This is a genomic window from Comamonas thiooxydans (assembly GCF_000964545.1).
Classification (GTDB): domain Bacteria; phylum Pseudomonadota; class Gammaproteobacteria; order Burkholderiales; family Burkholderiaceae_C; genus Comamonas; species Comamonas thiooxydans.
In genome coordinates this window covers 429,757-443,180 of the sequence record NZ_BBVD01000002.1, presented here as the reverse complement: position 1 = coordinate 443,180, position 13,424 = coordinate 429,757, and the positions used below count along the sequence as shown (strand labels likewise).

At 64.0% G+C, this 13,424-nt stretch carries 11 protein-coding genes; 6 read left to right on the top strand and 5 right to left on the bottom strand.

Features of this window, described 5'->3' with window-relative positions; translation table 11 throughout:
• Nucleotides 1-15: 15 nt before the first annotated feature.
• Complete coding sequence (locus Cth01_RS03485; protein ID WP_034405918.1) at nt 16-777, top strand: hypothetical protein; 762 nt, start codon at nt 16-18, stop codon at nt 775-777.
• A 174-nt stretch (nt 778-951) separates the two neighbouring features.
• On the opposite strand, the gene Cth01_RS03480 is transcribed toward Cth01_RS03485, so the two are convergent.
• From Cth01_RS03480 to Cth01_RS03460, 5 genes are all read right to left on the bottom strand, one after another.
• Nucleotides 952-2,238, bottom strand: coding sequence for a TRAP transporter large permease (locus tag Cth01_RS03480; protein WP_045838529.1), 1,287 nt, complete (start codon nt 2,236-2,238; stop codon nt 952-954).
• A 154-nt stretch (nt 2,239-2,392) separates the two neighbouring features.
• Nucleotides 2,393-2,908 (bottom strand): TRAP transporter small permease, encoded by a 516-nt coding sequence (locus Cth01_RS03475; protein ID WP_034357664.1) that lies wholly within the window; start codon nt 2,906-2,908, stop codon nt 2,393-2,395.
• Nucleotides 2,909-3,109: 201 nt separating this feature from the next.
• Entirely contained in the window at nt 3,110-4,096 is a 987-nt protein-coding gene (locus Cth01_RS03470) for a TRAP transporter substrate-binding protein (protein WP_034357170.1), read from the bottom strand.
• A gap of 251 nt (nt 4,097-4,347) precedes the next feature.
• Nucleotides 4,348-5,148: an HAD-IIB family hydrolase gene (locus tag Cth01_RS03465; protein WP_045838528.1), complete on the bottom strand. Its 801-nt coding sequence runs from the start codon at nt 5,146-5,148 to the stop codon at nt 4,348-4,350.
• 159 nt (nt 5,149-5,307) lie between these two features.
• A complete protein-coding gene (locus Cth01_RS03460; RefSeq protein ID WP_034357174.1) occupies nt 5,308-6,936 on the bottom strand; it encodes a peptide chain release factor 3 in 1,629 nt (542 codons plus the stop codon).
• Between the two features lie 266 nt (nt 6,937-7,202).
• On the opposite strand from Cth01_RS03460, the gene Cth01_RS03455 reads away from it, so the two are divergent.
• The 5 genes from Cth01_RS03455 to kdpB all read left to right on the top strand — a co-directional run bounded on the left by Cth01_RS03455 (nt 7,203) and on the right by kdpB (nt 13,376).
• The gene (locus Cth01_RS03455) at nt 7,203-8,477 is read left to right on the top strand and encodes an MFS transporter (RefSeq protein ID WP_045838527.1); all 1,275 of its coding nucleotides are present in this window, start codon (nt 7,203-7,205) and stop codon (nt 8,475-8,477) included.
• Nucleotides 8,478-8,585: 108 nt separating this feature from the next.
• On the top strand, nt 8,586-8,681 hold the full coding sequence (gene kdpF / locus Cth01_RS03450) for a K(+)-transporting ATPase subunit F (RefSeq protein WP_003061706.1): 96 nt from the start codon (nt 8,586-8,588) through the stop codon (nt 8,679-8,681).
• Between the two features lie 115 nt (nt 8,682-8,796).
• Nucleotides 8,797-10,503 (top strand): potassium-transporting ATPase subunit KdpA, encoded by a 1,707-nt coding sequence (gene kdpA, locus Cth01_RS03445; protein ID WP_045838526.1) that lies wholly within the window; start codon nt 8,797-8,799, stop codon nt 10,501-10,503.
• A 65-nt stretch (nt 10,504-10,568) separates the two neighbouring features.
• Nucleotides 10,569-11,282 (top strand): K(+)-transporting ATPase subunit C, encoded by a 714-nt coding sequence (gene kdpC / locus Cth01_RS03440; RefSeq protein WP_034405932.1) that lies wholly within the window; start codon nt 10,569-10,571, stop codon nt 11,280-11,282.
• 3 nt (nt 11,283-11,285) lie between these two features.
• On the top strand, nt 11,286-13,376 hold the full coding sequence (gene kdpB / locus Cth01_RS03435; protein ID WP_045838525.1) for a potassium-transporting ATPase subunit KdpB: 2,091 nt from the start codon (nt 11,286-11,288) through the stop codon (nt 13,374-13,376).
• Nucleotides 13,377-13,424 lie beyond the last annotated feature (48 nt).

Below are 13,424 nucleotides of genomic sequence, written 5' to 3'. Positions count from 1 at the left end.
GAGGCGGCGCGCACCATGTCCTTCTCGCGCAGCAACTTTCCTGCACCGGCGGAGCTGGCGGCCTCGCGTATCGCGTGGATGGCGCAGATCGCGCGCCCACCGCTGCCGCCTGCGGTGCAGATCTGGATGACCTGGGCGCTTGGTTGGAGAGATGAGCTGCCGTGGTTGCAGCTTCCTGCATGGCGTGAAGGTGCGGGCAACTGGCTCGCGATGCAGCGCGCCACCGATACGGCAGGGCTGTGGTCTCAGACTGGTGAGTACCGCTTCGGTCTGGACCTCAAGGCCAGCACGCCCGGTGATCTGCGCTGGATCGATGGTGCGGTGGCGGATGGCTGGAGCCCGCACTGGCTGGTGCTGACCCATGGCCTGGATGGCGACCCGCTGATCGGTGACATGAGCCGGCCCGAAGTGCCTGTGCTGTGGAAGTGGCATGACGAGCCGCACCGCGCGGCCAGGCCATTGTTCGCCTCGCTCGAGGAGTTGATGGCGCATGTGCAGGCCAAGGCAGCCAAAGCGCCACTTGTGCCGCGTGAAACGCGCTCTTCCACCATCTTCTACACCGTGCGCCTGCTGGAGCTGGGGCCCGATCCGGCCAGGGTCATGCTGGCGCTCAGGAAAATCTTCACGACGCTGTCTGCGCAGGAGCTGCTGAAACTCAAGACCCGGCTGCCGCTGACGCTGCTCGACGATAGCGTCAGCGCCTTGCAAAAGGACCGCCTGGTGCAGCATTTCGGGGGGCTGGGGGCGCGCGTGGAAGTGAGCGAACGTCGCTTGTAGCGCGCACGCAAGGGCGGCCGATATGGCGCATGCAGCGCGTCCTTCCAAACACACCTCACCCGCGCCATTTCTGCCAAGGCAGGCTTATGGTGTTCATGGGCAGCGGCACCGATTTTTGATCGAAAAAAAGGCCCGCGTGATGCACGCAGGCCTTGTGGTCCAGCACAGTCCGCTTTACTGGAAGCCCAGCGTGTGCGGCAGCCAGGTGGACAGAGCCGGGATAAAGGTCAGCAGGCACAGCACGACGAAGTGGGCTAGCAGGAACAGCGGCATCTCGCGCGTCAGATCGGTGATGGACACGCGCGTGGACACGGCGGTCACGAACAGCAGGCCGCCGACCGGCGGCGTGATCATGCCCAGCGTGAGGTTGACGATCACCACCATGGCGAAGTGCGTGGGATCGATGCCCAGGCTGAAGGCGATGGGCGCGAGAATGGGCACCAGAATCATCACGCCGGGCAGTGGCTCCATGAAGATGCCGAAGACCAGCAGCAGAATGTTCACGGCAATCAGGAACATGACGGGCGAGAGTTCCCAGCTCACGATCAGCTCGGACAGGTACTGCGGAATGCCTTCCACCGTGAGCACCCAGGCAAATGCTGCCGAGGTCGCCATCACCAGCAGCACCGAGGCCGTGAGCATGGCCGAGCGCGCCAGAATGCCGGGCAGGGCCGACCACCTGAGCGTGCGGTAAACCCATTTGCCGCAGACCAGGGCATAGAACACGGCCACGACGGAGGCTTCCGTGGGCGTGAAGATGCCGAAGCGGATACCGACCACGATGAGCACGATGAGCATCAGCGCGGGGATGGCCTTGAAGCTGGTGCTCCACATCTCGCGCGCCGAGGGGCGTGGTTCGGTGCTGCGGTAGTCGCGCTTCTTGCAGACCCACCAGTTGACGGCCGCCATGGCCAGCGCGATCAGAATGCCGGGAATGAAGCCGGCCATGAACAGGCCGCCCACGGACACGTTCTCATCCTGCAGCGCATAGATGATCATGCTGACCGATGGCGGAATGATGGGGCCGACGATGGCGGTGCTGGCCGTCAGCGCGGCCGCATAGGGACGGCTGTAGCCGGCCTTGTCCATCATCTTGACCATCATGGAGCCGGGTCCGGCCGCATCGGCAAGGGCCGAGCCCGAGATGCCCGAGAACATGGTCAGCGAAAGCACATTGGCATAGCCCAGGCCGCCGCGCAGATGGCCGACGAACTGGGCGGCAAAGCGCAGCAGCACGGCCGTGAGCGCACCGCCCGACATCAGCTCTGCGGCCAGGATGAAGAAGGGCACGGCCATCAGCGGAAAGCTGTCGATGCCTGTGAACATTTCCTTGAAGACGATCAGCTGCGGGTAACGTCCGCCGACAAAGACTGCCAGGGCGGCCGAGATGGCCAGCGCAAACGCCACCGGAAAGCCCAGCGTGAGCAGGACGATGATGGCAACAAATAAAGTGATACCCATGATGTTTCAATCGATCAGTGATTCGTGGCGCAACGCATAAAACTGGCCTGACCCAAGCCAGGGACAGCGAGCAAGGGCCTGTGCCGGCCGCGCCGCCCCACAGCGAGGCTGTCGTCCCCCTTCCAGGGGGAAGGCGCGCAGCGACTCAGGGGGTTCATATAGACGCTGCAGCATCCGCATCCATTTCATCGGACTCGGCGAAGCTGCCAGCGGTGATGTAGCCGCGTGCGATGAACAGCAGATGGATCAGCATCAGCACAAAGCCCACGGGCATAGCCGCATAGATATAGGAGATCGGGATGTCCGTGGCCGCCGTGGTCTGAAAGCGCGTGGCGTACACATACTGCGAGGAGGTAACGGTCATCACGGCAAAGAAGATCGCCAGAATGAGCACGACAAAGCCGCGCATGGCCTGTGCCTTGCGGGCGCTCACGCTGCGGTGCAGATTGTCGATGGCCACATGGCCGCCAAAGCGCAGCACCAGGCCTGCGCCCAGGAAAGTGACCCAGATCATCATGTGGCGGGCCACTTCTTCGGCCCAGACGATGGAGTCGCCCGTGGTGTAGCGCAGCACCACGTTGGCAAAAACGATGCAGGCCATGGCCAGCAGCAGCAAGATCAGCAGCCAGCGATTGCCGGCCACGAGAATGCGTTCGATACGATCAAGCATAGGAGTGGGGGTGAGCAGGCGCAGCGGCATGGAACGCCGCAGGAGCTGGCTGCATCACAAAGTTGAGAGCTGCTTCATCATCGGCAGGAATTGGCGCAAGTCCATTCGTGCTGACCGCAGCCGGGCAAGGACCTGCCTTGCCCAGGAGGGAGAAAAATGCATGGGCCGGCCTCAGCGGAGGCAGGCCCATGTTGGCAGTGCTTACTTGACGGCGGTGATGGAGTCCAGCGTCTTCTGGCCGAACTTCTTGGCGTATTCCTTGTACGCGGGCTCCAGCGCGGTGCGGAAGGCGGTCTGATCGACCTTCTCCACGACCTTCATGCCGTTGGCCTTGGCTTCTTCCACGCCCTTCTTCTCCACGTTGTCCACGAAGGCGCGAGAGGCCAGAGCACCCTTCTTGGCAGCTTCGGTGAAGGCGGTCTTCTGGGCGGCGTTCAGCGATCCCCAGAACGAGGGCGACACGATCAGGGCCATGGGGGCGTAGACGTGGGAGGTCAGGGTCAGGTGCTTTTGCACCTGCCACAGCTTGGCGGACACCAGCACGGAGATGGGGTTCTCCTGGCCGTCGATCGTGCCCTGCTGCAGTGCACCGATGACTTCGGGCCAGGACATGGGAGTGGGCGAGGCACCCAGGGTACGGAAGGCCGTGATGTGCACGGGGTTCTCGGTCACGCGGATCTTCAGGCCCTTGAGGTCGGGCACGCCATTGACGGCATGCTTGTTGTTGCTCAGATGGCGAAAGCCCTGCTCGCCCCAGGCCAGCGCGATCAGACCGCGCTTCTGGAACTTGGCGAGCAGCTCCTGACCGAAGGCACCGTCCATCACGGCACGTGCGTGCTGGGTGTCGCGGAACAGGAAGGGGATGTCCACCACGCCCACATCGGGCACGAAGTTGCTCAGCGCTCCCGTGGAGACGATGGCGGCTTCCACGGTGCCCAGCTGCAGGCCTTCGATCAGCTCGCGCTCGCCGCCCAGCGCGGAGGCAGGGAACTGCTTGAACTTGTAGGCACCGTTGGTGCCTTTTTCCACGCCCTCGGCCCAGGCGTTGGCGGCAGCGCCGTAGTGGGAGTTGACGGCCAGCGCATAGCCGATCTTGACTTCCTTGCCCTGGGCAAATGCAGTGCCTGCGCTCAGGGCGGCTGTTGCTGCCACGGCCGTGGCGACGAAGGTGCGGCGAATCATGCGCATGGTGTTGGTCTCTCAGAAATGTTTTGAAATGAATCAAAAATTGTAGTGAGTGCCAACCGTGGGTTTTTACGCATCCGGGGGTCGTCTTGTACGGGTGGGTGCATCGTGTTTGGCGATGGATGGGCGTCAAAAAAGGCCTCTGTGCCAGCAAGCACGGAGGCCTTTGAAAATGAGAGCTGCTTGCGCTTGTTTTCAAAAGATTTCAGATTGTTTTGATGCTGAAATCATTAAGCAAAGAGCGGTTGCAGCTACTATTTTTGCTGAGTCAGCAGCAGCTCTGCGAGCTGAACAAAGCCGTCGCCGCGCTCGGCCGTGGTCACATGGCGCGGCAGATGCCTGAGCTGGGGCACGAAGCGCGCGATATTGGCCACGCCCACGCTATGGGGCATGTGCTCGAACATCTGCTGGTCGTTGGTCGAGTCGCCGATATACACCCAGCGCGCCAGCGTGGCGTCCAGATCGATGTCGAACAGCTCGCGTGTGATCCAGCGCGCGCCTTCGAGCTTGTTGTGCTCGCCGAACCAGCCGTTGATGTGGATGGAACTGACGGTGGCATTCATGCCGGCCGCCTTCATGATGGCCACGCATTCATCGATCTGTGCCTGGGGCATGTTCGTGAATTCGCTGTGGTCCACGGCGATATCGCATTCGCGGCCGGCCGAGTCCGTGGCGCGTCTGGCGCCGGGCACGGTGGCCTCGATCTGCTCGAGCACCTGCTGCATGCGGGCAAAGTTGCGGGCGCGCTCGTCGGCAGATTGCTGGTAGAGCTTGTCCAGGCCGCCCTGGGCATTGCGGCGCAGGGCCACGGCTCCGTTCTCGGCCACGATGGCGTCCACGGGCCAGGCCGATGCAAAGGGCACGCTCCAGCCCACGGGGCGGCCGGTGATGGGCACGATCTTCAGGCCCGCATCCTTGAGGCGCGCAATGGCGGCCACCACATGCTCGGGCACCACGCCGTCGGTGGTCAGCGTGTCGTCGATATCGGTCAGCACGCCCAGCAGCTTGGCAGGTGTCCGCAGTTCAGACAAAGGGCGCAGAAATTCTTGGCTCACAGAAAACTCTCAATGCATTGCAAAGGACGCTTGAACCTGGCGCGGCCCATCGGCGTGACGCCGAGCAAGGGCCGCCCCGCAGCGAGGGCGTCGTCCCCCTCCGGCGCGTAGCGCCAGAGAGGGGGAAGCGGCAAAGCCGCTCAGGGGGTGATCACGCGCTCAATTCGCCGAGCCCAGTGCCAGGCCCGCATGCTCGCGCAGCGGGTGGAAGTGGATCTTGGGGAAGCGCTCCTGCGCCAGGCGCACGTCATAGGGGCTGGTGCACAGATAGGCCAGGGTGTCGGCCGCATCATGCGCCAGACGCATGGGGTAGGCGTTCTCGAACTCGCGCAGCTCGGCGGGCGAGTCGGCCGTGATCCAGCGCGCCCCGGTGTACTGGCAGCCTTCCAGGCGCACGTCGCAGTCGTACTCGGTCTTGAGGCGGTGCTGCACCACTTCGAACTGCAGCTGACCCACGGCGCCCAGCAGCATATTGCCGCCGACATCGGGCTTGAAGACCTGGATCGCGCCTTCCTCGCCCAGTTGCATCAGGCCTTGCTGCAGCTGCTTGGTGCGCAGCGGGTTCTTGAGCACCACGGTCATGAACATTTCGGGTGCGAAGAAGGGCAGGCCGGTGAACTGCAGGCTGGGGCCGTCGGTGATGGAGTCGCCCAGCTGCACGCCGCCGTGAATCGTGAAGCCGATGATGTCGCCCGCATAGGCCTCGTCAACGGCCTCGCGGCGCTGGCTCATGAAGGTCACCACGGACGTGGGGCGCAGCTCCTTGCCGGTGCGCTGCACCTTCATCTTCATGCCGGGCGTGTACTTGCCGCTGGCCACGCGCACGAAGGCGATGCGGTCGCGGTGGTTGGCATCCATGTTCGCCTGTACCTTGAACACCACGCCCGCGAAGGTCTTGTCTTCGGGGTTAATGGTGACTTCTTCGCGCTGGCGGTTCACTTCGGTGAAGGCGACGCGCGGGCCGGGCGGGGGCGACATGTCGACCACGGCGTTCAGCACTTCCATCACACCGAAGTTGTTCACGCCGGAGCCGAAGAACACGGGGGTCAGCTTGCCTTCCAGAAACGCCTGGTGATCCCATTCGGCCGATGCGCCCTGGGCCAGTTCCATGCTCTCGATGGCATCGTCGTAGGCCTGGCCGAAGCGGGCACGCAGCCTGTCGACTTCCGTCAGCGGGATGACTTCGAAGTCTTCGGGGCGCTTCTCGCTGCCGGCGGCAAACACCGTCATGCTCTGTGTCTGCAGATTGATGATGCCGCCGAAGCTCTTGCCCTGGCCCACGGGCCAGGTGATGGGGCAGCAGGGCATGCCCAGCTCGCGCTCGACTTCGTCCATGATGTCCAGCGGGTCGCGCACTTCACGGTCGAACTTGTTGACGAAGGAGATGATGGGGGTGTTGCGCTGGCGGCAGACCTCGATCAGGCGGCGGGTCTGCGATTCCACGCCGTTGGCCGCGTCGATCACCATCAGCGCCGAGTCCACGGCCGTCAGCACGCGGTAGGTATCTTCCGAGAAGTCCTTGTGGCCGGGAGTGTCGAGCAGGTTGATCACATGGTCGCGGTAGCTCATCTGCATCACCGACGAGGCCACCGAGATGCCGCGCTGCTTTTCGATTTCCATCCAGTCGGAGGTGGCGTGGCGCGAAGCCTTGCGGCCCTTGACGGCGCCGGCAATCTGGATCGCGCCCGAGAACAGCAGCAGCTTTTCGGTCAGCGTGGTCTTACCCGCGTCCGGGTGGGAGATGATGGCGAACGTACGACGGCGCCGGGTTTCTGGGGCGTATGACACAGTATTGAGAGCTGTAAATACAGCCGGAGAACGCCGGCTGTGACAACAAAAGGTGCGGCGGTCCGTTTGCCGCACCAGGCCCGCACCCATGCAGGGCAGACCTGTGAATAAGTCTTGAGGGCGCTTATTTTAACGGCAGGGCCAATTCATGGAGATGCTCCGGCAAATGCGGGGCGGGCGACGCCATTGCCCAAGGCCGCTGGCTCCGGCAACTGGCAGATGCGGAGCACAATAGCAGCCTAGTCTCCGGTCCTTATTTGCCCCTCATGAACAGCGCCCCGCAGGATGTGAACACCTCCTTGCCCATCCAGCCTCCAGCCTCTGCCGCCCCGGTATGGATCAAGCGCGGCACGCCCGAGTACCGGCGGGTCAGCGTGGCGCTGTTCCTGGCGGGGTTTGCCACCTTCTCCTTGCTGTACTGCGTGCAGCCGCTGCTGCCCGAGCTGGCCCACAGCTTTGCCGTCAGTCCGGCCCAGAGCGCGCTGGCGCTGTCGGTATCCACGGCCTGCCTGGCCGGCTCCATCGTGCTGGCGGGGGCCTTGTCCGAGGGGCTGGGGCGGCGCAAGCTGATGTTCATCTCCATGGCCCTGGCGGCGCTGTGCAATCTGCTGGCTTCGTTCATGCCGCAGTGGCATGCGCTGCTGGCCGCACGCGCGCTGGAAGGCTTGCTGCTGGGCGGCGTGCCTGCCGTGGCCATGGCCTATCTGTCCGAGGAGATCGACCCGCCCGGCCTGGGCTTTGCCATGGGCCTGTACGTGGGCGGCACGGCGCTGGGCGGCATGCTGGGCCGGGTCGGCATGAGTGCGATGACCGAGTTCTGGGGCTGGCGCCACGCCATGGCTGCACTGTCGGTGCTTGACCTGCTGGCCGCCCTTGGCTTTGTCTGGCTGCTACCCAACTCGCGCAACTTCATCAAGAAGACCGGGCTGGGTGCCCGGTATCACCTGCAGGCCTGGGGCCGGCATCTGCGCCACCCGGGCCTGCCGCTGCTGTTTTTGATCGCCTTCGGCCTGATGGGCGTGTTTGTCAGCATCTACAACTATGCCGGCTTTCTGCTCAGCGCATCGCCCTATGGTCTGAGCCAGTTGCAGATCAGCCATATCTTCTACGCCTATCTGCTGGGCACGGCGGCGTCGCCGATTGCCGGGGGGCTGGCCGACAGGCTGGGCCGCGGCCCGGTGCTGGTCGCTGGCACTTTGCTGATGGCCGCAGGCGTGGTGCTGACCCTGTTGCAGCCGCTGGCCGTCATCGTGGCCGGCATCGTCCTGCTGACGGCAGGGTTCTTCATCGCGCATTCGGTGGCCAGCGGCTGGGTGGGGCGGCTGGCCACGCAGTCCAAGGGGCACGCATCGTCGCTATACCTCTGGGGCTATTACATGGGCTCCAGCGTGCTGGGGGCCGGGGCGGGCTGGTTCTGGTCGCGCTGGGGCTGGACGGGCGTCGGCTCCGTGGCCTTGGCTGTGCTGGCGCTGGTCATCGTGCTGGCCTTGCGCGTTCAGTGGCTGGCCGGGGTTGCGGCCGCGAATCGAGCCGCTTCTTGATGCCGTCTTGATATCGGCAAGGCCAATCTCTACCCGTTCTTGACGGGCGAATTCCTACAGTTCCTCCATCGCAATCAAGCCGCGTGAACGGCTTGCGGGAGGAATGAAATGACCATCACCTGGATTGAAGCCCTGGCCGCCCTGACGGCGCTGGGGCTGTTTGCCTATTTGGGCTATGCGCTGCTGCGCCCCGAGAAATTCTGAAGGGGCCGCCATGCAAGTGCTGCAAGACCTGATTTTTGTGAGCCTGACTGTGGTCTGCTTTGTCGGACTGCTGGGCTTTGTGCGCGCCCTGGCGCGTCTCTGAAAGGGGTGGATCATGTGGTTACCCTGGATGGAATTTGCCGCCGTGCTGATTGCGGCAACCTTGCTGACGATTCCCATGGGCCAATGGCTGGCACGCTGCTTTACCAGCGAGCGTCATGGCTGGCTGGAGCGCCTGAGCTACCGGGTCATGGGCGTGAACCCGCAGGAGCGCATGGGCTGGCAGCGCTATGGCGCCGCTATGGTGCTGAGCAATGCGCTGATGATGCTGCTGGGTTATCTGCTGCTGCGTCTGCAGGGCGCACTGCCGCTGAACCCGCTGGAGATCGCGGCGCAGGCGCCCGACCTGGCCTTCAACACCGCTGCCTCCTTCATCACCAATACCAACTGGCAGGCCTACGCGGGTGAGAACAGTCTGAGCAATGCGACGCAGATGGTGGTCATCACCTTCCTGATGTTTGCCGGTGCCACCACGGGGGTCGCGGCCGGTGCCGGCTTTGTGCGCGGCCTGGCGCGATCCAGTAGCAGGGATGTCGGCAACTTCTGGGTCGACTTCGTGCGCGTGTTCTGGCGCGTGCTGCTGCCGCTGTCCTTCATCATGGCCCTGGTCTATGTCTGGCAGGGCATTCCGCAGACTCTGCACACCGACGCGGTGGCGACGACGCTCGAAGGTGGCCGTCAGCAGCTGCTGATGGGGCCGGTGGCCAGCCTGGAGAGCATCAAGCATCTGGGCACGAATGGCGGCGGCTTCTTCGGCATGAATGCAGCCCACCCCTTTGAGAACCCGACGCCGCTGACCAACCTGCTGCACATCCTCTCGATGCTGCTGATCCCGGCCGGCATGACCTACGCCTTCGGCTCCATGCTGCTGCGGCGCAAGCAGGGCTGGGTGCTGTTTGCTGCCTGCATGGTGATGTTCGTCGGCTTTCTGAGCCTGGTGTTTGTGGCCGAGCAAAACGGCAGCCAGTTGCTGGCGCGCGCCGGAGCCGATCAGCAATACAGCCTGAGCCAGAGCGGCGGCAATATGGAGGGCAAGGAGCTGCGCTTCGGCATTGCCGATACGGCCTTGTTCGTGGCTACCACCACCGCGGCCACCACGGGCTCGGTCAACGCCATGCATGATTCGCTGACGCCGCTGGGCGGCATCACGCCGCTGGCGCAGATGATGCTCAACTGCGTCTTCGGCGGCGACGGCGTGGGACTGATCAACCTGATTCAGTACGCCATCCTCACGGTGTTTCTGGCCGGCATGATGATTGGTCGTACCCCAGAATTCCTGGGCAAGAAAATCGAGGTGCGCGAGATCAAGCTGGTCATGCTGGCGGTGCTGGTGCCGCCGGCCTGCATTCTGGGCTTCACGGCGCTGGCCGCGCTCTGGCCGGATGCCGCAGCCAGTCTCAACAACCGCGGCCCGCATGGCTTCTCGGAGATTCTCTACGCCTATGCCTCGGCGACGGCCAACAACGGCTCGGCTTTTGCAGGGCTGAATGCCAACACGCCCTTCTTCAACACCACCACGGGCCTGGCCATGCTGGCGGGGCGCTTTCTGACGCTTGTGCCCATGCTGGCCGTGGCTGGCAGCCTGGCCGCCAAGGCCACCGTGCCTCCGGGTCCGGGCACTTTCCCCACGGCCACGCCGTTGTTCATGGGCCTGCTGGTGTTTGTGGTGCTGGTGGTGGGTGGGTTGACCTTTTTGCCGGCGCTGGCTCTGGGGCCCGTGATCGAGCACCTGCAAATGCTTGTGGCTCAGCTGTACGCCTGACGCCTTCTTCCAATTGATGCCAATGGTCTGCAGTCCATGCACGGCTGCAGACCAGGGAGCAAATCATGAAAACATCGACTCAAACTCTTTGCGCTTCAGTGCTACCAAGCCATGCACAAGCGCAGCCCGAGGCGCAATCCGCCTCCTGGCCACATCTGCTGGGCTCCAGCGTGCGCGCCGCCCTGCTGGTGATGGCGGTCTCCGGCATTGCCTATCCCTTGCTGACCACGGGTGTGGCGCAGGCACTGTTCCCGCATGCAGCCAATGGCAGCCTGATCGAACGCCAGGGCCGGATCGTGGGCTCGGCCCTGATCGGTCAGCAATTCACCGGGCCGCAGTACTTCCATGGCCGTCCCAGCGCCACAGTCGCTCCCGATCCGAGTCAGGAGGGGGCAAATATTGCGGCTCCCTACAACGCCGGCCTGTCCGGTGCCAGCAACCAGGGGGCCACGCACAAGGACTTGTCCGAAGCCGTGGCGCAGCGTGTCGCACAGTACCGCGCCGATAACGGTCTGGCCGCAGACCTGGCGGTGCCGGTGGATGCGGTCACTGCGTCGGCATCGGGCCTGGACCCGCATATCTCTATGGCCAATGCACTGCTGCAACTGCCGCGTGTGGCGAGGGCGCGAGGGCTCTCGCCAGACCAGGTGCAGCCATTGCTGGCGCAGAAAACAGAGCAGCGCACGCTGGGCTTGCTGGGCGAGCCGCGCGTGAATGTGCTGCAGCTCAATCTGGCGCTGGACGCCTTGCAGCCCGCCACCAGCGCAGTGAAGGAGTAAACCATGAGCACCAAGAAAATGACGGCAGGTCGCAGCCTGCTTGATGCCAAGCTGGCGAAATCGGCTCTGTGGGATGCGGTGCGCAAACTCTCGCCGCGTACGCAGTGGGCCAACCCAGTGATGTTTGTGGTGTATCTGGGTGCGATCCTGAGCACTCTGTTGTGGTGGCAGAGCCTGATGGAGCCGGGCAGCGAGAACAGCGGCTTTGTCCTGGCGATTGCGCTGTGGCTGTGGTTCACCGTGCTGTTTGCCAACTTTGCCGAAGCATTGGCCGAGGGTCGCAGCCGCGCCCAGGCCGCCAGCCTGCGCGGCATGAAGCGTGATACGGTGGCCAAGCTGCTGCAGCAACCGCATTTCGGCAGCTCATGGATTCCCATGCGCGCCAGCGAACTGCGCAAGGGCGTGGTCATCTTCGTGGAAGCCGGCGACACGATTGCGCTTGACGGCACGGTGATAGAAGGCGTTGCTTCGGTGGACGAAAGCGCGATCACCGGCGAATCAGCACCCGTGATCCGCGAGGCCGGAGGCGACTTCTCGTCGGTGACCGGCGGCACGCGCGTGCTGTCGGACTGGCTGGTGGTGGAAGTCACGGTCAACCCCGGCGAGTCGTTTCTGGATCGCATGATCTCCATGGTCGAGTCGGCCAAGCGCCAGAAGACTCCCAACGAGATGGCTTTGACGATCTTGCTCGTGGGGCTGACGCTGGTCTTTTTGCTGGTCATCGTCACGCTGTGGCCCTTCTCGGCCTTTGCGGTGTCACAGGCCGGAACGGGCTCGGTGGTCGGCATTGCCGTGCTGATTGCGCTGCTGGTCTGCCTGATTCCGACCACGATTGGCGGCCTGCTGTCGGCCATCGGTGTGGCCGGCATGAGCCGCATGATGCAGGCCAATGTCATTGCGACTTCGGGCCGGGCCGTTGAGGCTGCCGGCGATGTGGACGTGCTTCTGCTGGACAAGACCGGCACCATCACCCTGGGCAACCGCCAGGCCTGCGAGTTTCTGCCGGCCCCCGGAACGAGCGCCGCGCAGCTGGCCGAAGCCGCACAGCTCTCGTCTCTGGCAGATGAGACACCTGAAGGCCGCAGCGTGGTGGCTCTGGCCAGGGAGCGCCATGGCTTGCCTGATCGCAGCAGTGCGGATTTTCCGGGCGAGTTCGTACCCTTTACCGCTCAGACGCGTATGAGCGGGGTGGATCTGCAGAGCCCGCAAGGCTTGCGCAGCTTGCGCAAGGGCGCCGCCGATGCCGTGCGCCGGCATGTCGAGGCGCTGGGAGGCAGCTTCCCGGCTCAGGTACAACTGTCCGTGGACAACGTCTCGCGCAAGGGCAGCACGCCTTTGGTGGTGGCCGATGGCGCCAAGGTTCTGGGTGTGATCGAACTCAAGGACATCGTCAAGCCCGGCATGCGCGAGCGCTTTGCCGAGCTGCGCCGCATGGGCATAAAGACGGTGATGGTGACGGGCGACAACCCGCTGACGGCTGCCGCCATTGCAGCCGAAGCCGGGGTGGATGATTACCTGGCCGAAGCCAGACCCGAAGACAAGCTGCAGCTGATCCGCTCGCACCAGGCGGCGGGCCGCCTGGTGGCCATGACGGGGGACGGCACCAACGATGCTCCTGCCCTGGCCCAGGCCGATGTGGCCGTGGCCATGAACAGCGGCACCCAGGCTGCCAAAGAGGCCGGCAATATGGTGGACCTGGACTCCAACCCCACCAAGCTGATCGAGGTGGTGGAAACCGGCAAGCAGATGCTGATGACGCGCGGTGCGTTGACCACCTTCAGCATTGCCAATGATGTGGCCAAGTATTTCGCCATCATTCCTGCCGCCTTTGTGGGCACTTATCCGCAACTGGCCTCGCTCAACGTGATGCAGCTGCACAGCGCCGATTCCGCCATCCTGAGCGCCGTGATCTTCAATGCACTGATCATCATCGCCCTGGTGCCGCTGGCCTTGCGTGGTGTGCAGTATCGCGCCGTGGGTGCGGCCCTGCTGCTGCGCCGAAACCTGCTGATCTATGGCCTGGGCGGGCTGATCGTGCCGTTTGTTGGCATCAAGCTCATCGACATGCTGCTGGCCGTTCTGGGCCTCGTCTAAGTCATATCCAGGCCTTGCTTTCTCGTTTCTCGGGCTTGTCCGCGTTCC